This is a genomic window from Bradyrhizobium erythrophlei (assembly GCF_900142985.1).
GTDB lineage: Bacteria > Pseudomonadota > Alphaproteobacteria > Rhizobiales > Xanthobacteraceae > Bradyrhizobium > Bradyrhizobium erythrophlei_B.
The window spans coordinates 746,308-767,884 of the sequence record NZ_LT670849.1; the positions used below are offsets into that span (position 1 = coordinate 746,308).

At 61.7% G+C, this 21,577-nt stretch carries 17 protein-coding genes; 9 read left to right on the forward strand and 8 right to left on the reverse strand.

The features are described 5' to 3' along the window. The first annotated feature begins 140 nt into the window (after positions 1-140). Both BUA38_RS03310 and BUA38_RS03325 read left to right on the forward strand, forming a co-directional pair. Entirely contained in the window at positions 141-1,460 is a 1,320-nt protein-coding gene (locus BUA38_RS03310; protein WP_072816690.1) for an adenylate/guanylate cyclase domain-containing protein, read from the forward strand. Between the two features lie 1,002 nt (positions 1,461-2,462). Further along, complete coding sequence (locus tag BUA38_RS03325; RefSeq protein WP_072816693.1) at positions 2,463-3,494, forward strand: IS110 family transposase; 1,032 nt, start codon at positions 2,463-2,465, stop codon at positions 3,492-3,494. A gap of 855 nt (positions 3,495-4,349) precedes the next feature. On the opposite strand, the gene BUA38_RS03330 is transcribed toward BUA38_RS03325, so the two are convergent. Beyond that, complete coding sequence (locus tag BUA38_RS03330) at positions 4,350-5,642, reverse strand: MFS transporter (protein ID WP_072816694.1); 1,293 nt, start codon at positions 5,640-5,642, stop codon at positions 4,350-4,352. A gap of 52 nt (positions 5,643-5,694) precedes the next feature. Between BUA38_RS03330 and BUA38_RS03335 the strand changes: the two genes are divergently transcribed. Further along, complete coding sequence (locus BUA38_RS03335; RefSeq protein ID WP_172805971.1) at positions 5,695-6,867, forward strand: NAD(P)-dependent oxidoreductase; 1,173 nt, start codon at positions 5,695-5,697, stop codon at positions 6,865-6,867. A gap of 24 nt (positions 6,868-6,891) precedes the next feature. On the opposite strand, the gene BUA38_RS03340 is transcribed toward BUA38_RS03335, so the two are convergent. Beyond that, the gene (locus tag BUA38_RS03340) at positions 6,892-7,275 is read right to left on the reverse strand and encodes a carboxymuconolactone decarboxylase family protein (protein ID WP_072825792.1); all 384 of its coding nucleotides are present in this window, start codon (positions 7,273-7,275) and stop codon (positions 6,892-6,894) included. Between the two features lie 353 nt (positions 7,276-7,628). Between BUA38_RS03340 and BUA38_RS03345 the strand changes: the two genes are divergently transcribed. From BUA38_RS03345 to BUA38_RS03370, 6 genes are all read left to right on the forward strand, one after another. Then, a complete protein-coding gene (locus tag BUA38_RS03345; RefSeq protein WP_072825793.1) occupies positions 7,629-8,564 on the forward strand; it encodes a branched-chain amino acid ABC transporter permease in 936 nt (311 codons plus the stop codon). A gap of 6 nt (positions 8,565-8,570) precedes the next feature. After that, positions 8,571-10,349: an ABC transporter permease subunit gene (locus BUA38_RS03350; protein WP_072816696.1), complete on the forward strand. Its 1,779-nt coding sequence runs from the start codon at positions 8,571-8,573 to the stop codon at positions 10,347-10,349. Further along, the gene (locus BUA38_RS03355; protein WP_072816697.1) at positions 10,336-11,043 is read left to right on the forward strand and encodes an ABC transporter ATP-binding protein; all 708 of its coding nucleotides are present in this window, start codon (positions 10,336-10,338) and stop codon (positions 11,041-11,043) included. The genes BUA38_RS03350 and BUA38_RS03355 overlap by 14 nt, the downstream gene beginning before the upstream one ends. A 37-nt stretch (positions 11,044-11,080) precedes the next feature. Then, positions 11,081-12,337: an ABC transporter substrate-binding protein gene (locus tag BUA38_RS03360; RefSeq protein WP_072816698.1), complete on the forward strand. Its 1,257-nt coding sequence runs from the start codon at positions 11,081-11,083 to the stop codon at positions 12,335-12,337. A 26-nt stretch (positions 12,338-12,363) separates the two neighbouring features. Then, complete coding sequence (locus tag BUA38_RS03365) at positions 12,364-13,611, forward strand: ABC transporter substrate-binding protein (protein WP_072816699.1); 1,248 nt, start codon at positions 12,364-12,366, stop codon at positions 13,609-13,611. Between the two features lie 129 nt (positions 13,612-13,740). After that, positions 13,741-14,454 (forward strand): GntR family transcriptional regulator, encoded by a 714-nt coding sequence (locus BUA38_RS03370; protein ID WP_072816700.1) that lies wholly within the window; start codon positions 13,741-13,743, stop codon positions 14,452-14,454. Between the two features lie 26 nt (positions 14,455-14,480). Here the strand turns inward: BUA38_RS03370 and BUA38_RS03375 are convergent, their stop codons facing one another. The 6 genes from BUA38_RS03375 to BUA38_RS03400 are packed head-to-tail and all read right to left on the reverse strand — an operon-like array spanning position 14,481 to position 21,575. Then, on the reverse strand, positions 14,481-15,287 hold the full coding sequence (locus BUA38_RS03375) for an ABC transporter permease (protein ID WP_072816701.1): 807 nt from the start codon (positions 15,285-15,287) through the stop codon (positions 14,481-14,483). Continuing rightward, complete coding sequence (locus tag BUA38_RS03380; protein WP_072816702.1) at positions 15,284-16,099, reverse strand: ABC transporter ATP-binding protein; 816 nt, start codon at positions 16,097-16,099, stop codon at positions 15,284-15,286. The genes BUA38_RS03375 and BUA38_RS03380 overlap by 4 nt, the downstream gene beginning before the upstream one ends. Continuing rightward, a complete protein-coding gene (locus tag BUA38_RS03385) occupies positions 16,083-17,060 on the reverse strand; it encodes an ABC transporter substrate-binding protein (RefSeq protein ID WP_072816703.1) in 978 nt (325 codons plus the stop codon). Before BUA38_RS03385 ends, BUA38_RS03380 begins: the two co-directional genes overlap by 17 nt. Positions 17,061-17,093: 33 nt before the next feature. Beyond that, on the reverse strand, positions 17,094-17,768 hold the full coding sequence (locus BUA38_RS03390) for a TetR family transcriptional regulator (RefSeq protein WP_072825794.1): 675 nt from the start codon (positions 17,766-17,768) through the stop codon (positions 17,094-17,096). After that, complete coding sequence (locus tag BUA38_RS03395) at positions 17,758-19,503, reverse strand: hydantoinase B/oxoprolinase family protein (RefSeq protein ID WP_072816704.1); 1,746 nt, start codon at positions 19,501-19,503, stop codon at positions 17,758-17,760. The genes BUA38_RS03390 and BUA38_RS03395 overlap by 11 nt, the downstream gene beginning before the upstream one ends. Continuing rightward, positions 19,500-21,575 carry a hydantoinase/oxoprolinase family protein gene (locus BUA38_RS03400; RefSeq protein ID WP_083587920.1) on the reverse strand — a complete coding sequence of 692 codons (2,076 nt, stop codon included), beginning with the start codon at positions 21,573-21,575 and terminating at the stop codon, positions 19,500-19,502. Before BUA38_RS03400 ends, BUA38_RS03395 begins: the two co-directional genes overlap by 4 nt. Between the last annotated feature and the right edge of the window lie 2 nt (positions 21,576-21,577).

Sequence of the window (21,577 nt, forward strand, 5' to 3'; positions counted from 1 at the left end):
CCAATTCCGCTTTTGAACCCCAGCGGACGTCAGCAACCACCAAAAGATGCACCTTAGGGCCGCCCCAGCGCCTTCTGTATGTCGGGTTTGGGACTACACTGCTTCCGGCGGACGGCAAGCATGACTCCGCTGCCAAAGGGATGACCGTGGAAGGCCCGATCAAATATGCCCGCATTGGCGATGCTTACATCGCCTACCGTGTTTTTGGTGATGGTCCCCGAGACATTGTGCTGGTCCCAGGCACCATCTCGCACGTCGAACTGCTATGGGAGATGCCGAGCTATGAACATCTGCTCAAGAGACTCACTATTTTCGCCCGGGTAATCACCTTTGACAAGCGCGGCCAGGGGCTTTCGGACCAGGTCGCCGAGCAGTCGTTGGAAGAACGGGTCGATGACGTGCGCGCGGTGATGGACGCGGCAGGCTCTGAGAGCGCGACGATCTATGGCTGGTCGGAAGGCGGCCCGATGTGCCTGATGTTTGCTGCCACCTATCCGGCGCGAGTCACCGCCTTGGTGCTGTTTGGCACTTTTGCGTCGATGAAGAGCGAACCTTGGATGCTGACCCGCGAGGCGTTGGATGAGTTCCTGGCCCGACTAATTGCGCACTGGGGAGAAGGCATCTTGGTGCGCCTGAACGCGCCGAGCCGGCGCGATGACCCCGTCTTCCTTCAATGGTTTGCTAGAATTGAACGTGCAGCAGCGAGTCCTGGTTCAGTTCGCGCCTTAATGGAGGCGATTTACGAGATAGACGTCCGTCACCTGCTACCGACGATCCAAGCCCCAACGCTGATACTGCATCGAGCCGGTGATAAGCTCGTGCCGGTGAACATGGGCCGCTACCTGGCCGAGCACATCCCCGGTGCCAAGTACGTCGAGATACCCGGCACTGATCACCTGGTGCTCGATCAGGAGACACAAGATCTCATTGCAGACGAGATCGAGGAGTTCATAACTGGCACACACCGGCTTCTCGAACCTGACCGGGTGCTCGCCACCATCATGTTCACCGATATTGTTCGATCTACCGAACGCGCCGTCGAACTGGGTGACGCGCGATGGAACGAGGTGCTCAGCAACTACTACGCCGTGTTGCGAAAAGAATTGACTGCATTCCGCGGCCACGAGGTGAACACCACAGGCGACGGTTTGCTTGCCACCTTCGACGGCCCGGCGCGCGCCATGCGTTGCGCCCGGTCGGTGCGCGAAAAGATACAGCCGCTGGGTCTACAGGTCCGCACTGGACTGCATACCGGCGAGTGTGAGCTGATTGGCGGCAACGTTGGCGGAATCGCGGTGCATATCGCGGCGCGCGTCGCCGCGATCGCAGGAGCGGACGAGGTGATGGTATCGAGCACGACCAAAGATCTGGTCGCGGGCTCGGGACTTCAGTTCGTCGATCGTGGCGCGTACAACCTCAAGGGCGTACCTGGCGAATGGCGGTTGTTCGTCGTTCAATAGAAAGATGCCGAGCTTCTACCAGCCTTCAGACCACTTCCGTTATTAGCACGAAGCGGACCAACCGGATCGGTCTGAGATGTCCGTTGATCGGGGTAGGCCGGAAGTAGCTGGCGCGCGGTCAAAACGGCGCGAATGACCCAACCTGACATTGGCAAGTTATGCCCTGCGTCCTTACGTCTGTTGGATCGGTGGTGATAGCGGAAGGTCTATCGCAATGAATCGAGACGTAAAGGACGTCGTCGGGATCATAATGTCCGTCTTGGGCGGTGCTGATGTCACACACCAAGAATTAGACGATTTGGCATTCGAAGCTGACGGCGCGCTGGAGACTGCACTCAACGAGGCGTACGTCAAGCTGCGAGAATTCGCAAATGATCGAAGTCTAAGGCTGAATGATCCTAAGCTGGATCAAAGAAAGCGCGCCGAGCTAAAGGATTGTCTGGACAATATTGTCAGGGCTTCCAACTGAGCCGCTTTTCTCCGTGTTTGACCCTCGGTGTCCTAAATTGAATCCGGCAGTGTCCTAATTCGCTTTTTGGCGAACCGAGCCATCAGAAGAGACGCCCCAGTCACGGCCAACATCAAGATCAGGATGGCAATCACGCTTAGATCGCGGTCGGCTAGCTCTCTACTATAGAGGACGTACACCCAAACCAGGGAGCTCGCGACACCCAAGCCGAAACAGGTGAGAGCCAGAACCAACACCGATCGCCAGCGAAGGCTTTCTGTCATTCGGTAGCGAAGGATTGCTTTCATCTCTCCCTCCGGCAAGGCCGCCTCAGTTGGCGGTCTCTTTCATAACATTCCAAGCGTGTAGTGTCTTCCATTGGCACCTTTCGGACATGGAGTGATGACCGACTTAAGTCCGTTGTACGCACCTAAGATGGGGTTATCGGCCGGCCCAGCTTGTGGATAGCTGAAGATTTTGGGTGCTGCGCTTCAGGCTGATGGTGAAACGAGGTCCGTGGTAACGGCCTCAAGCATCAGAAGGAGAAGCGCAGCATGGACCATTTTGCTGGATTGGACGTATCGGTCAAGGAGACAAGTGTCTGCATTGTGGATGACACGGGCAGGATCGCGAAGGAATTAAGGGTAGCAAGCGAGCCAGACGCTCTGCTGCGGGTTCTGGGGAACCCGGCCTACCGTTTCAAGCGGATCGGATTGGAGGCTGGGCCGCTGTCGCAATGGCTTTTCGGTGCGCTTGCCGAAGCAGGCTTGCCTGTCATCTGTGTCGAGACGCGGCACATGCGGGCGGTTCTGAAGGCGCAGATCAACAAGACGGATCGCAACGATGCGCGCGGTATGGCCCAGATGATGCGGGCGGGGCTTTATCGCCCGGTGCATGTGAAGACGCTACGCAGTCAGAAACTGCGAATGCTGTTGACCCATCGCAAACTGCTGCAGTCCAAGGCCATCGCCATCGATAACGACCTGCGAGGTACTTTGCGCAACTTCGGCCTCAAGGTGGGCGTGGTAGGAACGATGAAGTTCGAGGCGCGCATCAAGGAGCTTGTCGAAAGCTTCCCGGATCTTGCTGAGTTAGTCGAACCGCTGCTGATTGTCCGGCGGACGCTTCGTGAGCAGATCGGCATTCTTCATCGTCACTTGCTGGCTATCGTTCGGAATGATGATGTGTGTCGGCGCCTGATGACCATCCCGGGTGTTGGTCCCGTTGTGGCACTGACCTATCGCGCAACTGTCGACGTGCCCGCCCGCTTCCGAAACTCCAAGGCGGTCGGGGCGGTGTTTGGGCTCACGCCTTCCAGGTATCAATCTGGCGAGATTGACCGACCCGGCGCCATATCAAGGTGCGGTGACGAGATGATGCGGGCAATGCTCTACGAAGCGGCTCATATCATGCTGGTGCGTTTGGCAAAGTGGTCCTGGCTCAAGGCCTGGGCCATGAAGATCGCCAGGCACCGCGGGATGAAGAAGGCGATCGTGGCGCTGGCGCGCCGGTTGGCGGTGATCATGCACCGCATCTGGGTTGACGGTACCGAGTTCCGATGGAGCCGGGAAGTTACAGCGGCGTGAGGACTAGCAGGATTAAACGCGATAGGAGGACACTCGAGTTCCACCGAGCGGTGGAATGATGTCCCTCACGGGACGATGGATGAGGTGAGTTCGTATGTCCGCTTGGACCCACTGTCTGTAAGACGGCAAGGCCGCCCCAAAGATTGTTCCGCCTCGTCTTCGAATCCCATACTGGAAGGGCCTTGGTGCCGATTCCGAAGAGAAGCACGAGCCCGTGGGCGACACCAACACCGCAAACATGGATAGTCTGAAAGTGCTTGACCCCTAACGGCCGATTAGAGAAGCGGACATCAGATTTATCGATTCACGCACAAGGTCACCGTCGTCGGGCATACGGGAGCGTATCGCGATCGTCACGAACGTTGGGTGCGGGATGCGATGGACGCGTTGACGGCGCAAGACGCGAGCGGTCGAAGCGACCGGCGAAGTCGTGTGGTCCTGGCGCCCCGACGCTGGCGCTAACTCGGTGACGATTGCTTAGCAATCGCACCGGGGATGGTGACAACAAGCCCGGTTCACCAGGGAGAGCACGAAGGAAACCGTTAAAACCATTGCGCAGGGAAGGCCGGGCGTTTCCGGCGAACCTGTGGTGACTTACTCGTGTGCTTTTTTATTTCGCACGCGAGGCTGCGGGTGCGCTTGGGCATCCGGCCTTCCCTGCGCCCTCTTGTCGAGAGGGTTTTCGTTCAAACCTCGGGCGCCATCGCGTCGCGAGACTGCGCTTTGCTGTGCCTGGCTCTTTGACATGTGAATAGGATAGGTGCGCCGGTTCCCGCGAGCGCGCCCAGAGGACGCTCTAAAACGGAGGACCCTCTAAAATGGAGCGGCAGTTAGCGCTGGAGTCCTCGTGCCGGCTCAGGCCTCGGCGTGCAGCACGCGCCCGCGCGTTTCCGGCAAGGCGTAGGCGGCTATGAAGAACACCGCGTAGGCCGCGACCGCAAAGATCGCGATGGCATTGGCGAGAGAGGTCGAGTTCGACAGCGCACCGACCAAGAACGGAAACAGCGCGCCGATTCCACGGCCGAAATTGTAGCAAAAGCCCTGACCGGAGCCGCGCAACCGCGTCGGGTATAGTTCGGTGAGGAAGGCGCCCATGCCGGAGAAATATCCCGAGGCAAAAAAGCCGAGCGGGAAACCAAGCACCCATAGCGCGTTGTTGGGCAGCGTCAGTTGCGTGTAGAGCAACACGACCGCGATCGCGCCCAGCGAAAAGGTCAGAAAGAGATTGCGCCGTCCGATCCGGTCGGCAAGCCAGGCGCCGACGAGATAGCCGGCGAACGAGCCGATGATCAGCGCCGAGAGATAGCCGGTGGACGAGACGATCGAGAGCTTTCTCTCGGTGGTGAGGAAGCGCGGCACCCAGAACGTGACCGCGTAATAGCCGCCCTGACATCCGGTCGCCGCGAGCGATGCCAGCACCGTCGTCTTCAGAATCGGGCCCGAGAAGATTTCCAGGATCGACGGCTGCTGTCCGGACCGCGACTGGCGCGCCGCCGCGGCGATCTCCGGTTCCTTCACGTAACGGCGCAGATAAAAGACGAGCAGCGCCGGCAGCGCACCGATCACAAACATCCAGCGCCAGGCGGTCTCGGCCGGAAAGGCGGAAAACAGGATGGCCTGCGCGAGCACCGCAAGGCCCCAGCCGACCGCCCAGCCCGACTGCACCGAGCCGACCGCACGTCCCCGGTATTGCGGGCGGATCGCTTCGCCCATCAAAACGGCACCCGCCGCCCACTCGCCGCCGAAGCCCAGGCCGAGCACGGCGCGCGCAATCAGGAGCTGGTCGAAATTCTGGACGACCGCGCAAACCAGCGAGAAGAACGAGAACCAGAGAATGGTGAATTGCAGCGTCCTGACCCGGCCAATGCGGTCCGCAATATAGCCGCCGAGCCAGCCGCCCACCGCCGAGGACAGCAGCGTGACCGTGCCGGCAAGGCCGGCATAGCCGGCATCGACCTTCCAGATCGCGATGATGGTTCCGATCACAAGCGGATAGATCATGAAGTCCATGCCGTCGAGCGCCCAGCCTGCGGCGCAAGCCCAGAAGGTCCGGCGTTCGGCCGTATCCATATCGCGGTAAAACGCGGCGAGGCTGGTGTCTTCGATCGCAGCCGTTTCAAAGACCTGTGGCTGATCTGTCGTGCTCATGTCGTTTCCTCAGTGCCGAATTAGCGGCCGGCGACGCATCGTCCAGCGACAAATGCCTGATCCGCAGCGGCTTTTTTCAAGATTCCCCGGCGCATTTAACAGGGAAAGCGCGGTTGAGAACAGCGTTTTCAACCCGGACATCATCAACGCGTTGACGCCGTCAGATTGTCTGTCAATATTAACGGAGGATAGGGAGTGGCGTTTCTCGTCTGATGACGGCGGCAGGCGCACTTCCAAAAAAGCAACAACGAGATCCAGGAAGGAACGCCGGCAGATGGAACTGGGATTTATCGGACTTGGCCAGATGGGCAGCCGCATGGCCATACGGCTGCTCGACGCAGGCTACAGCCTTACCGTGTTCGACCGCGATGAGGCCGCGATGGCGAAAATCGTGGCGCGCGGCGCACGGCGGGCGTCCAGCGCCGCCGAGGTGGCGGCAGCGTCCGAGACCGTGTTGATGAGCCTGCCGACACCCGACGTCGTCCGCAATGTCGTGTTCGGCCCGGCCGGTATCGCCGATTCCAACCGCACCACCAAGCTGGTCGACCTCTCGACCACCGGCCCGCGCATGGCGACCCAGATTGCCGCCGAACTGGATAAAGCCGGGCGTATCTCGCTAATCGATGCCCCCGTCAGCGGCGGCACCAACGGCGCGGAGAAAGGCACCCTCGCCGTCATGGTTTCCGGCGAGCAAAATGCCGTCGAGACGCTGCGTCCCGTACTGAGCGTCTTCGGCAAGGTGTTCGTGTGCGGCGACAAGCCGGGCATGGGGCAAACACTCAAGCTCGCCAACAACATCATCGCGGTCGCGGCGCTTGCGATCTCCTCGGAAGCGATGGCGATGGGCGCCAAGGCCGGCCTCGATCCGCAGATCATGATCGACACCATCATGGCGTCCAGTGGCGGCAACGTCGCGCTGCGCGACAAATTCCCGAAAGCCGTCCTCACCGGCACCTTCGACTTCGGCTTTGCCACCGGCCTTTCCTACAAGGACGTGCGCCTCTGCGTCGACGAGGCCGAGGGGATGGGCGTGCCGATGGTGGTCGGCGCGGCGGTGCGGCAACTCATGGCGGTGACCAACGCGACGTTCGGGGCCGACAGCGATTTTACGTCGGTGGCGCGGGTCGTGGAGGGATGGGCCGGCACGAAGATCCGTTCGCGAAAAAAAGGGCGCAGTGCCAGTCCCTGGGAATGCAATCCGGCCGCAGTCGCCTGCGGCCGGTAACGTCGTCTAGTTACTGATCGGCAATTACTTGCCCTGCACTTCCTTGATGGCTTCGCGCGCGTTGCGGAAGGAATCCATGCCGGCCGGGACGCCGCAATAGACTGCGACCTGAAGCAGGATTTCCTTGATCTCGTCGACGGTGACGCCATTGGTCAGGGCGCCCCTGACGTGCAGCTTCAACTCATGTGTCTTGCCGAGCGCGCTCAGCATCGCCAGATTGAGCATGCTGCGCGTCTTCTTGTCGAGGCCTGGCCGCGTCCAGCACGCGCCCCAGCAGAATTCGGTCGACCATTCCGCCATGGTGCGGGTGAACTCGTCGGCGCCGGCAATCGACTTGTTGACGTAGTCCTCGCCAAGCACTTCCTTGCGGACTTTGAGACCCTTTTCGAACAGCTCGGTCTTGCTCATGATCAACCTTTCATTTTTTGATAGTTTCAGCGCACCCGGAATCGTCGTTTGAGCCGAGTGCCTCCACGCAGAGCGATTTCCTCGAATTGCCGTGCGCAATCCTATTCCGGGGTGCGACCTACTGTCGACTGCAAATTCTCCTGCTTGACAGATTGACAGACAATCTCAACAGTTGCGCGCCCGGCTCGGCAATCGGACCGGGGCACAAAAGCGCTCGATCCAACGCGGCGCGACAGGGAGCGACACTGGCCGAAACGCCTCGGATTTGGCCCGATGCACCGGATGCATCGTGACGGATGCGACGACGGAGCGGCTACAACCCAAGAGGCAAACCGCCGCCGATGAGTCAATTCATCGAAAGCTTTCTGCAAGCCATGACCGCCGGGCTTTTGATCGGCGCAGTCTATGGCCTGATGTGCGTCGGACTCGGCCTCATCTTCGGGGTCATGCGGGTCATCAATTTCGCCCATGGCGACTTCATGATGCTCGGCATGTACACCGCGTTCTACCTCTTTACCCTGCTCGGCATGCAGGCCGTCTTCGGCAACACGGTCGGACCGTTTGTCTCCATCCTGCTCGCGGGCCCGATCCTCGCGGTTTTCGGCTACGCCGTTCACGCCCTCCTCATCTCCCGTGTTTCCGGCACACGAACCGCATCACTCGAAGGCGAAGGACATTACGCCCAGCTTATCCTGACACTGGGTATCGCTTTGATTCTGCAAAATGGCGGCCTGATCGTTTTCGGTTCGGTGCTGGCCTCGATCCGCACACCGCTATCGAGCTCGGCATGGGAGCTCGGCCCGTTTTTCGATATCAGCGTCTTCGTCAACAAGGCACGCGGGATCGATGCGATCGTATCGCTGATCACGATGGTGCTGCTGACCCTGATGATCACGCGGTCGCGCATCGGCAAGTCGTTGCGCGCCGCCGCCGATAATCCGACTGCGGCCACCTATATGGGAATCGACGTCGACCGCGCCCATCGCGTCGCTTTCGCATTGGGAACAGGTATCACCGCGATCGCGGGCGGCCTGCTCGCCACCAACTATCCGTTCCAGCCCTTCGTCGGCCTCGAATATGTGATCGTGATGTATGCCGGCGTCGTGCTCGGCGGCATGGGCAGCCTCGTCGGCGCGTTCTGGGGCGGCATGACCATCGGTCTCGTGCAGCAGATGTCGACTATCGTATTGCCGACGCAGTTGCAGAATGCCGCAATCTTCGTGGTGTTCCTCCTGATTATCTTTTTCCGTCCGCAAGGCTTCTTCGGACGGGTGGTCGAGAGGACTTAAATCGTCATGTCGGCCCAGCGCTCGGTTATTTCCATCGCCGTCTTTGCTGTCGTCTACGCGGCGATTTCGCTTGTCGTCACCAATTCCTACTACCAGCTGATCATGACGCTGGTCCTGGTCTGGGCCGTGTTCGGCCTCTCCTGGAATTTGCTCAGCGGCTACACCGGGCTGATCTCGTTCGGCCATGCCGCCTTCTTTGGTATCGGTGCCTATACCACCGCGCTCGGCCAGATCTATTTCGACCTGTCGCCGTGGCTTCTGATTCCTGTCGCGGCCGTGTTCGGCGGCGTGGCCGGTCTTTTGATCGGCTATCCGACATTCCGCTTGCAGGGCCACTACTTTGCACTCGCAATGCTCGCTTACCCGCTCGCCATTCTCTACGTCTTCGAATGGCTTGGCTTTCAGGAGGTCACGCTGCCGATCAAGCGCGACAACCCGATCGCCTATATGCAGTTCAGCGATCCCCGCCTCTATACGATGCTGGCGCTGGTCATGCTGATCGGCACGATCGTGCTCACGCGCGCGGTCGAGCGCAGCCGCTTCGGCATGGCGCTTTTGGCCATCAAGCAAAACCAGGCGGCGGCGGAAGCGGCCGGCATCGACACGCTGCGCTGGAAGCTGCGTGCGATTACCTTGAGCGGCGCCATCGCCGGCGCGCTCGGTGCGTTCTACGCGGTGGTCCTGCTGGTCGTCACGCCTCAGTCGGTGTTCGGCATGCTGGTCTCCGCGCAGGCGCTGACGGTCGCGATGTTCGGCGGCGTCGGCACGGTATGGGGACCGGTGATCGGAAGCGTCATTCTCATTCCACTCGCGGAAACGCTCAACGCGGAAGCCGGATCGTATTTGCCCGGCATCCAGGGCGTCATCTTTGGGCTCGCCATCATCTGCGTGATCCTGCTCGCGCCGGAGGGACTGTTCTGGAAAGTCCGTGACATCTGGCGTCGGCGGCAGCTGGAACAGACGCCGTCTCAAGCGACCGATGTAACGGCAACCGCGACCGTCGCACAGCTTCCCCTGCCTGCACGCCGCGATCGGCCCGCCGAACAAGGGGATGTCATCCTCGAGGTTCACAATCTCTCGCGCGCCTTCGGCGGCCTCAAGGCGGTCCAGGACGTCAGCTTCAAGCTAAGGCGTAACGAAATCCTCGGCATCATCGGGCCTAACGGCGCGGGCAAGACCACCGTCTTCAACCTGCTCAACGGTTTCCTGCGGCCCGACGGCGGCGAAGTCCTCCTCGAAGGCCGCGACATGTTTGCCCGCAAGCCGCATGAGCTGTGCGAAGCCGGCGTCGCGCGGACGTTCCAGATCATGCGGCCGTTCCAGCGCATGTCGATATCGGACAATGTCGTGGTCGGCGCCTATGTTCGGGCCAAGTCCGACACGGAAGCGCGAAGGCTCGCGGCAGATGCGATTTCACGCGTCGGTCTGACGCCGATTGCCGGTCGCATCGCCGGCGAACTCTCGACCAAGGAATTGCGGCTGATGGAGCTGGCCCGCGCGCTCGCTGGCCAGCCCAAAATTCTCCTGCTCGACGAAACGCTGGCGGGTCTCGGCCACGATGAGGCCGATGAGGTCGTCACCGTGATCCAGCGCCTGGCGCGCGACAACATGACGATCGCCATCATCGAACACACGATGCAGGCGATGGTCCGCCTGGTCGATAATTTCCTTGTGCTGGACCATGGCGCGGTCCTGCTCGAAGGCAAGCCCGAACATGTGACCCGCGACGTCAGGGTCATCGAGGCCTATCTCGGCAAAAAGTGGGTCGCGCATGCTGCACATTGACGGGCTCTCGACCGGCTATTCCGCGCGCCCCGTGCTGAGCGATGTGTCGATCCATATCGAGGCCGGCCAGTTCGTCGCCATCGTCGGCCCCAATGGCGCCGGCAAGACGACGCTGTTCAAGACGATCTCCGGAATCCTGCGCCCGACCGCGGGTAGCATCAGCTTCGAAGGCCGCGATCTCCTGGCGATTGCACCCGCCCGACGCCCGCATCTCGGCATCGCCCATGTCCCGGAGGGCCGGCAGGTTTTTCCGTCGCTGACGGTGATGGAAAACCTCGAGATGGGCGCAATGACCGACGCCGGGCAGCGCGACTGGAAGAGCAATATCGAGCGAATCTTCGAATGGCTTCCGGTGCTGGCGGAGCGCCGCGCCCAGTTTGCCGGAACGCTGTCGGGCGGACAGCAGCAGATGCTCGCGATCGGCCGCGGGCTTGCCTCCTCTCCAAAGCTTCTGATGCTGGACGAGCCTTCGATGGGCCTTGCGCCGACGACCGCCGACCTGATCTTCGACCGTTTGATCGAAATACGCCGCCAGACCAGGCTGACGATTTTGCTGGTCGAACAGCGCGTCGCCGAAGCGCTGGAAACGGCCGATCATGGCTATGTGCTGGAAGCTGGCCGTATCGCACTCGAAGGCGACAAGCAAACCTTGCGTGCCGACGATCGCGTCAGACGGGCGTATCTCGGCATGTAGCGATCACGTCAACAAAGAAAAGTCGGGAGGACAACAGATGAGCCAGGATAAGAAATCGGCAGCGCGGCTTTCGCGACGAACGGTGCTCTCGGGCGCAGCCGCCGTGGGAGTATCGAGCGGACTGTCAACCGCCGTACGTGCGCAAGCGGTCGCGGAAGTGAAGGTCGGTCTGATCGTTCCGCTCTCCGGCATCTATACCCGGCCCGGCCAGGTGATGCGCATGGGCGCCGAGATGGGCATCGAGCACATCAATGCCAAAGGCGGCATCAAGTCCTTAGGAGGAGCCAAGCTCAAGCTCGTCGTCATCGATTGCGGCGATACGACCGAGAAAGCCAAGAATGCCGCGCAGCGGATGGTGGCGCAGGAAACCGATCTTGTTGCCGCGACCGGCTCCTATCTCTCTTCGTTTACACTCGCGACCACCGAAGTGACCGAGCGCGCGCAACTGCCGATGCTGACGCTGTCCTATTCGGATCTCATTACCGATCGCGGCTTCAAGTTCATTTTCCAGACCGCGGCAACCGCAAGCCGGCAATCGGAACTCGGCCTTCCCGAACTGATGAAGCTCGCCGAAACCGCCGCCGGCAAGCGTCCGAAAACGGTTGCCATGATCATGGACAACACCGCGACGTCGGTTGCGACCGCCAAGGCGCTCAAGGAAAAACTCTTCGCGCAGGAAGGCCTTCAGCTCACCGTCGACGAAGTGTGGACGCCGCCGCTGTCGGACGCCACGCCGCTGATCCAGAAGGTGCGCTCGGCCCGCCCCGATCTCCTCCTGTTCATGCCGAATGCTGTATCCGACGCCAAGCTTGGTCTTGAAAAGATCAACGAGTTCGGCCTCGGCCAGGGCAAGATCCCGACAGTCTCCTTCAGCATCACGATCGCCGAACCGGACATGCTGCAAAGCGTGTCGCCCGAGGCCGTGCAAGGCATCATGACCATTGTTGCCAATTGGGGCACGAAGGGCCACGAAGACCTCATCGCCGAACTCAAGCAGAAATATAAAGAGCCGTGGATGACGCAGAACGTCATCTCCACCTATGGCGACATGTGGCTGATGAAGGACGCGCTCGAGAAGGCCGGCAAGGCCGACCGCCTCGCCGTTGCGGATGCCTTCCGCACCATGGATGGCGGACCGTCCAGATACTATCCGGGCGGCGAATTGAAGTTCGACGAAAAAGGCCGCCGCGTCGGCGCCGGCGTCGTGATCGTGCAGTGGCAGAACGGCATTCCGGTGACGGTCTATCCGTCGAACCTCGCGCTGGCCCAACCATTCTGGCCGAAGAAGGCCTAAATCAGTTTTCCGGGGAGGATTTCATCATGCAAGAAGCCAAGAAAGGCGCCCAGAAGAGCGCATTGACACGCCGGGGCCTGCTCGCTGGCGCATCGGTCGGTCTCATTGCGTCGCGAGCCTGGGCGCAATCGCCATCCGAAATCAAGGTCGGATTGCTGGTGCCGGTTTCCGGCATGTATGCGCGTCCGGGCACCGTGATGCGCGAAGGCGCCGAAATGGCGGTCGACCACATCAACGCGCAAGGCGGAGTAAAAGCGCTCGGCGGCGCCAGGCTCAAACTCGTCGTGCTGGACTCCGGCGACACCACCGAAAAGGCGAAGAGCGCCGCCCAGCGCATGGTTGCGCAGGAGCCGGACCTTGTGGCTGCAAGTGCGGCCTATCTGTCCTCGTTCACGCTGGCGGTGACCGAAGTGACGGAACGGGCGAGCCTTCCCGTGCTCACCCTCTCCTACTCCGATCTGATCACCGAGCGCGGCTTCAAGTACGTCTTCCAGACCTCGGCAACCGCGGCATCGCAGGCCAAGCAGGCGCTGCCGCAAATCATCTCGTTGGCGGAAAGCGCCTCCGGCAAGAAGCCGAAGACGGTCGCAATCCTCACCGACAATACCGGCGCCTCGATCGCTTCCGCCAAGTCGATGCGGGAAGGATTGCTGGCGGCCAACGGCCTGCAACTGATCGTCGACGAGACCTTCACACCGCCGCTGGCGGACGCAACCTCGCTGGTTCAGAAGATCCGCTCCGCCCGGCCCGACCTGTTGTTCTTTCTGCCGACCGTGATTTCCGACGCAAAGCTCGTGCTGGAGAAGATGAACGAATTCGGCATGGGCCAGGGCAAGGTCCCGACCATCTCGTTTGGCATAGCGATTGCTGAACCGGACATGCTGCAAACGGTCAGTCCTGAACTGCTTCAGGGCGTGCTGACCTGCGTCGCGAGCTGGGGCGCCAAAGGCCACGAAGCGCTGATTGCCGAATTGAAGAAGCGCTACAACGAGCCGTGGATGACCCAGAACGCGATTTCGACCTACGGCGACATGTGGCTGATCAAGGATGCGCTGGAGAAAGCAGGAAAGGCCGATCGCACCGCCGTTGCCGAGGCGCTGCGAACGATGGACGGCGGTCCCTCGAAATACTACCCGCTCGGCAAGATCAAGTTCGACGACAAGGGCCGCCGAATCGGGGCCGGCATGACCATCGTACAGTGGCAGTCCGGTATCCCCGTCACCGTGTTTCCGCCCGAGCTGGCCTTGGCCAAACCAATTTGGCCCAAGACCTAGCAGCTCAAGGCTGGAATCATGGGAGGATCGATATCGACGCCGACGAACAAAACGGGCTTTGTGGCCGCAATTGCCAATTTGGCCGGTAAATCGTAATTCAGAACGGAACAGACCGAAGGCACCCCGCCAATGGACCGACGCACCGAACTGAAGTCTACGCTTCGCATCGAAGACGTCCCGACCGTGCGGGCCATCGTCGCGCAGAAGCTGCGCGAAGCCATCATGTCCGGTACGTTCAAACCCGGCCAGCGGCTGGTCGAACGGGAGCTGTGCGAGATGACGGGCGTCAGCCGCCCCTCGATTCGCGAAGCCCTTCGGCTGCTGGAGGCCGACGGAATGGTCAGCACGGTGCCTCACCGCGGCCCCGTGGTCTCCACCATCAGCCTCGAGGAAGCCCGCCAGCTCTATGCCGCCCGCGCCGTGCTTGAAGGATACGCGGGGCGTGAATGTGCACGCCTTCGCGACCCCGCCGTCGTGCGCAGGATGGGCGACGCCCTCACCCGCCTGAAGGCAGCCTTCACCAAACCCGACATGATGGCGATCCTCGAGGCCAAGACCGACTTCTACGCCGCGCTGATCGGAGGGTGCCAGAACGCGTTCATCGAACGCATGTTGAAGCCGCTGCACGATCGCATCACGCTGCTGCGGATTACCTCGATGTCGCAACCCAAACGCGTCAACAAAAGCCTGCGTGAGGTGACGGCGATCTGGCGTGCGATCCAGAGCGGCGACGAGGATCTCGCCGAACGCTGCTGCGTCGATCACATCAGGGCGGCAGCTGTTGCCGCTCTCGACATGATCGAGCGGTCGACGGCGAAGGAGAAAGAGAAGGAAAAGGCTTAAGCCCTCGCGCGGTTCTGCTTGGCCTTTTAGGTCCCCGCTGATCGATCGCTGCGAGCTCGCTGCGAGACATGCCAGGGCAGCAACAATCGCTCGGCATAATCGACAAGGAAAAACAGCACGGTTCCAACGATGCCAAGCAGCAACAGCGAAACGAATACCCGCACGGTATCGAACTGCCCCTGCGCCACCAGGATCTGGAATCCGATACCATAATTGCCGGCGACGAACTCGCCGACGATGGCGCCGACCAGCGCGAGCGAAATTCCGACTTTCATTCCCGCGAACAGGCTCGGCAACGCGCAAGGGAAACGGATTTTGGTCAGCACCGCCCAGGACGATGCTTTGGAAACCCGCGCCAGATTCATCATGTCGGGGTCAACCGACCGTAAGCCCAGCACGGAATCGATGACGATCGGAAAGATTGCCAGCATCAAGGCAATGGCAATCTTCGGCTCGGGCCCGGTTCCCATCCAGATCACGAATAGCGGCGCCAGCGCGACTTTCGGAATCGAGTTCAGCGCAACCAGAAGCGTGTAGACCGTCCGTTCGAGAAACCGCGAATAGATGATCCCGACGGCGAGCGCGACGCCGAGCACGACGGCCAGCACAAAGCCAAACAACGTCATGACCAGCGTAAATGCCAGATGGCGCAGGTATAAAGCCGGCGCCTGAAGAAATTCCACCACGACCATCGATGGCGCCGGCAATATCAGAGGCGACGGATGAAAGATGCGAACGCCCGCCTCCCACAGCAGGAGGGCCGCGGCGAGCACAACAACGATGTCGCGCGCCTCGCTTTCGCCGCCGAACAATCTCTTGAGCAGCGCCGTCATTCCTTGAGAATCCCAAGCTCGGCGAAATGATGGCGGATACGCTGCACGTAGGCTGCGAATTCAGCGCTGTCGCGGACGGCAAGCCGCCGCGGCCGCGGCAGATCGATCGTGATGGTGTCGACGATCTTGCCGGGCGCCTTGCTCATCATCACCACGCGATCGGACAGGAACACGGCTTCGACGATCGAATGGGTAATGAACAACAGCGTTTTTCGCGTGTCTTGCCAGATTTGCGCGAGTTCGACGTTGAGGTCGTCCCTCGTCATCGCATCGAGCGCGCCGAACGGCTCGTCCATCAGCAGCAGTTCGGGATCGGCCAGCAAGGCCCGGCAGATCGAGGCGCGCTGGCGCATGCCGCCGGAAAGCTCGAACGGGAAACGATCCTCGAATCCGGCGAGACCGAAGCGCTTGAGCAACGCCATCGCGCGGTCGCGCTCGGCCGGCGTCGGCTTGCGCGTAAATTCGATCGACAGCAACACGTTATCGAGAATGGTCCGCCAGTCGAGCAGCACGTCGCGCTGGAACACGGCCCCGAGCCTGTCCGGCGGCCCGTCCAGTTGACGCCCGGCGACACGCACCGAACCGGCGCTGACACCTTCCAGACCCGCGACCAGTTTCAGAAGCGTGCTCTTGCCGCAGCCCGACGGCCCGACCACGCTGATGAACTCATGCGGCCGGATGTCGAGATTGATGTCGACCAGCGCCGGAATCGGACCGCGCGACGACGCGTAGGTCTTGCTTACCTGGCTGAGAGAGACATAGGCGCCAGTCGCGTCGGGCACGCCGACCGCGGTCTCATTCGACGAGTACATTGGTATAGTAGTCCGAGACGTTCCAGCCCGCATTGACGACGCCGGCCGCTTCCATGGACTTGAGCGCGGCCTCCCAATCTTCCTTGGCCTGCCACCCGATCGGCTTGCCCTTGCTCGCCGGCGTGTCGAAATAGTCGATCGTCAGCTTGATCTGACCGAGCAGGATCTTCTCATCGAGCCGCGCATCCGGCCGCTCGGCGATCATCGCCTTGACACCCTCCTCCGGATTTTCGCGCAGCACCTGCCAGGCGCGCTGCTCGACCTGGATCAGTTTATGCAAGGCGGCGCCCTTTGCCGCAATCGTATCCTCGCGAGCGACCAGACCGTAACTCGGGAAAGCGATGTTGGCGTCGGAAGCGAGCAGGCATTTCGACGGCCGGGACTGGTCGGCGATCGGAAGCGCAGAGCCGACGGTCGACATCAGCCCGTCCGCGCGCTTCGCAATATACGTGCCCCACAGCGCCGCCGGGTCGACCACGTCGACCTTCAGGTCGCTGCGCGTCAGGCCGCCGGACTTCAGGTACTCATCGACGAATGGCGCCCATGGACTTGCCGCAAATACGACAACCGTCTTGCCGCGGAGGTCGGCGACCTTTCCGACCGGAGAATCCTTGTCGACGAGGACGCACAGATCGGTCTTGCGCTGAAAAGTGGCAATTGACTTGATGGTCGCGCCCTTGGCGCGCGCCGAGCCGACCAATCCAACCTGCACCTGTCCGACATCGGCCTGCCCGGCATTGACCAGCTGAATCGTATTGCCGGAGCCGCGGCCATCCTGGATATCGACGTCGAGGCCAGCTTCCTTGAACCAGCCCTTATATTGGGCGAGGTGCATCGCCGCCTGCACGCCCCAGGGCGAGAAGTCCAGCCGGACAGAGAGTTTGTCCGCCGCCGATGCCGACGCTCCAGACAAGCCAGCACAGCCGGCAACAAGCAACGCCTTCAGCAGCAATCGTCTCATACCTTCGACTCCGGTTTGATCGCGTCCATATCCTTAACCCTTCGCACCCGCCAGCGAAGATCCAAGCAGATAACCTAGCACGACCTCCACGACATGCTGACGGCGCTTGTTGACGCGCCTTCGCGCCGCCAGGTCCCGGTCAAGCAACCAGGAGAGCGTGTGCTGGTTGGAGAGGAAGAAATAGGCCAGGCCTGAAATCGACAGGTAAAGGTCGACGGCGTCGACGTCGGGGCGGAAAATGCCCGTAGACTGACCACGCTTGAGCAAGATCTCGATCGTGTCCAGCAGCCCGCTATAGAGCGGCTTGATCGACCGCGAGCGCTTCAAATACTCGCCGAAATGAATGTTCTCGACGCTCATCAGCCGGATCAGTTCGGGCGTCGCCACGAAGTGGTCGAAGGTGCTCTCTACCAGCCGCCGGATGCCTTCCACCGGCGGCAGCTCGCGCAAATCCTCGTCGCGCTGGCGCTCGCGTAGACCCGCATAGATGCCCTCGAGCACGGCAAGATAGAGTGCGTCCTTTGACCCGAAATAATGATAGATCAGGTTCTTGTTGACGCCGGACAGGTTGGCAATGCGATCGACGCGCGCACCGCTTAGGCCGTAGGACACGAACTCCTGGCGTGCCGCATCCAGAATCCTGGCGCGGCTCGCTTCCGGATTGCGCGTTGCCTTGCGCGCGGCAGTTCCGGCGACCTCAACCGCCATGGCGCTCGCCTTCACTGGCACCGGCACGCGAGCTACGAAGTCGCACTGTTGCCGCCGCGTCCAACTGGCCAGACGGCGCCAGGACGACCGCATGGTGCTCGGCGGCGTAGGCCGCCGTGATCTTTCCGTCGAGCACATCCTCGATGACTTCCTGGGGATCGCGCGCCAGGGGATCGCCAAAACCGCCGGCGCCCGCCTGCTCGTGAACAATCAGCGTACCCTTGCCGATACGGGTTGTGATCTTTCCCGGCAATGCCTTCCGCTCGTTGCCGACTTCCATGAAATTGCGCGACCGCCCGCCGGGCGAACCGCCGGCAAGACCATAAGGCGCGAACCGCACGCGATCGGTGCGCATCTGCAATAGCGCCTCGTCGGCGAGGATGCGGTAACTCCGGCGGATGCCGACGCCGCCGCGATAGCGCCCCGCGCCACAACTGTCCGGCACAAAGGAATAATCCTCGATCCGCACCGGGTGCTCGGCCTCCATCACCTCGACCGGCATGTTGGACAGATTTTGCGACGCATTGGTCACGGCCTCGATACCGTCTTTGTCCGGGCGGCCACCCCAGGCGCCACAGATCATGTCGACGATGATGAAAGGTTGCCGGTTCGGGCGCAGTCCGCTGATGCAGATCACGCTGTTGCCGCCCTCGCCAGCCGCCGGCACGCGATCCGGCACGATCTGGGCCAACGCGCCGAGCATGGTGTCAAACACCCGGTAACCCGTGAGCGCCCGCGCTGCGCACGGTCCAGGCATGACCGGATTCAACACCGACGCCTCCGGCGCCTTGACCTTGATGCAGCGGAACAGCCCGACATTGTTGGGCAGGTCCTTGGCGAGCACGCAGCGCACGCTCAGATAGGTGAGCGAGTGGGTGAAGCTCAATGTCGAGTTGAGCGCGCCGCGAACCTGCGGCGAGGAGCCGGTGTAGTCGACAAGCAGCGTGCCGTCGTCGTTGACCGTGATCGCAACCTTGATCGGAATCGGCTGATCCGAGAAACCGTCATCGTCGATGTGATCGACAAAGCGATAGGTACCCTTCGGCCAACCCTTGATTTCTTGTCGGGTCATGCGTTCGGCATAGTCGAGCAGCTCCTGCATGTAGGCGTCGACGTCGTCGGCGCCATAACGCTGCATGAGCTTTTCCAGGCCGCGCTTGCCGACCTGGGCCGCGGCAAACTGCGCCGACAGATCGCCCCAGACGCGATCCGGCACGCGTACATTGATCTTGATCAGCGCTTCTAGCGTCTTGTCGAGCACGCCACGGTCGTAGAGCTTCAGCGGCGGGATGCGAAGGCCTTCCTGATAGATCTCGGTGGAGTCCGACGCGTTCGAGCCCGGCACGCGGCCACCGACATCGGTGTGATGGCAGATCACCACGGCAAAGGCGCGCCGTTTGCCGCCATGGAAGATCGGCACGAACATGAAGATATCGGGCAGATGCATACCGCCATGATAGGGATCGTTCATGATGACGACGTCCCCTTCATGAAGGTCGCCCTCGAACTTCCCGAGCACGGACGCCATCGCCTCGGGGATCGCGCCGAGGTGTTGGGCAATGGTCTTGGCCTGCGCCACCATCTGACCGTCGCCCGCGCACAGCGCCGCGGAGAAATCCATCACGTCCTTGACGATCTCGGACCGCGCAATGCGCACGACGGTGTAGGCCATGTCGTCGGCGATCGAGTCGAGGCCGCTCTTGATGACGGCAAAGGTGATGGGGTCGACCTTCATGGCGCAAACTCCAGCACGATGCAGCCGATGGCGTCCTTGTGGACGCGCGCATCCGGCGGCACCACGATCGTGGCATCGAACTCTTCGATGATCAGCGGACCCGGTCGCGGCTTATCGTCGATAGCGGCGCGATCGACGATGTCGACGGCCAGCGCCGGCTCACCGCGCGCAAAGGATATCTGCCGTGTGCCCGAACCCGACGCGCCAGCCCGTGGCGCAATCTTCATGGCGCGAAAATCAAGCCGGTTGTCTCGCAAACCCCTGCCCGCGACGCGAACCTTCATCAGTTCGATCGGAGTATGGTCCTGATAGCCATAGGTCTTGAGATATTCGGCGACGAAGCGCTCGCGGATTTGCGCAAAGTCCTCACCCTCGAAGGGAACGGTGAGTTCGGTCGCCTGACCTTCGTGACGCAGGTCGGCCTCCCACAGGAACGCGGTGCGCCCGGTGTGATAGCCGTCACCCGCGAGCTGCGCGGCGACCTGATTTTGCAACTCGCGCTTGATGGCGCGGAGATCGTCGACGGTCATCGTATCGATCCGCCGGCCGATGGTCTTGAGCCCGGTATGCTCAACGTCAGAAGCCAGCATGCCGATCGCGCTGAATACGCCGGACATCGGCGGCACCACCACGAGTGGAATCCCGAGCTGGCGCGCCAGATCAGGTGCGTGCACGCCGCCATTGCCACCAAACGCCATCAGCGTGAGATCGCGCGGATCGCGGCCGCGCTCGATGGTAACCGCACGCACGGCCCGCGCCATGGCGGCGTTCGCGACCGCCCGAATGCCGTGCGCGGCGTCGGCGAGCGGCAGCTTGAGCGGCTTGCCGACATGGTTCTGGATCGCAGCTTCGCTGCGTGAGCGGTCGATTGCGAGTTTGCCGCCAGCGAGCGAGTTCGGATTGATAAAACCGAGCACGACATTGGCGTCGGTTACGGTGGGCCGGTCGTTGCCAAGGCCGTAGCAGGCCGGCCCCGGCACAGCGCCCGCGGATTGAGGGCCGACCACGAGCAACCCGCCGTGATCGATCGAAGCCAGCGAGCCACCGCCTGCGCCGACCTCGGCGATGTCGATCGCGGGCACTTTGAGCATATAACCGCCAGCCTTGATGAAACGGCTCGACGTCGAAATGCCGTCGCGAAACTCATATTCCGACGTCATCGTCGGCCGGCCGTCCTCGATGATAACGGCCTTGGCGGTGGTGCCGCCCATATCAAACACGATAACGTCGCGGTCATCGCGCGCGATGCCGAGACGCGCCGCGCCGATGACGCCACCCGCCGGTCCCGACGCCACCACCATGACCGGCTTTTCACAAGTTACGTCGGCAGCCAGCATGCCCCCGTTGGAGGTCATGACCAGGATCGGCGCCTTGACGCCGATCCCGCGTAACCCCTCCTGCAAGCGTTGCAGGTACGCACGCATCGTCGCGAGCAGATAGGCATTCACGACCGTGGTGCTGGTGCGCTCATATTCCTTCATCTCCGGCAGCACGGCGCATGATGTCGTGACCAGCAGCTTTGGAAAGCGCGCGCGCAAAATCGCCGCCGCTTCAAGCTCATGCGCGGGATTTCGATAGGAATTGATGAAGACGACTGCGGCGGCCTCGATGTCCTGGGCAACCAGCGCTTCACCAGCAGCCACAACGTTCGCCTCGGACAGCGGCTCGACCACCGAACCATCGGCTGCCATTCGTTCGGTCACCTCGAGCCGATGGCGGCGCGGCACCAGAGGCGCCGGCTTGTCCCAGGTCAGATCGAACATGTCGGGCATTCGGATACGCCCGATTTCCAGCACGTCGCGAAATCCCCGCGTCGTGATCAGGCCGGTCCGCGCGCCCTTTCGTTGCAGGATGGTGTTGGAGCCGACGGTCGTGCCATGCAGCACCTCGGCCACCGCAGCGGGATCGATCGAGAGCTCGGCAAGGAGCTGCGCCACGCCCTCGACCACAGCTATGCTGGGGTCATCCGGGGTCGATGAAATCTTGCTCTGATGGATCAGGCCCGCGTCGGCCAGCAATGCGATATCGGTAAACGTGCCGCCGATATCGACCGCTATCCGAACACGCCCCATCT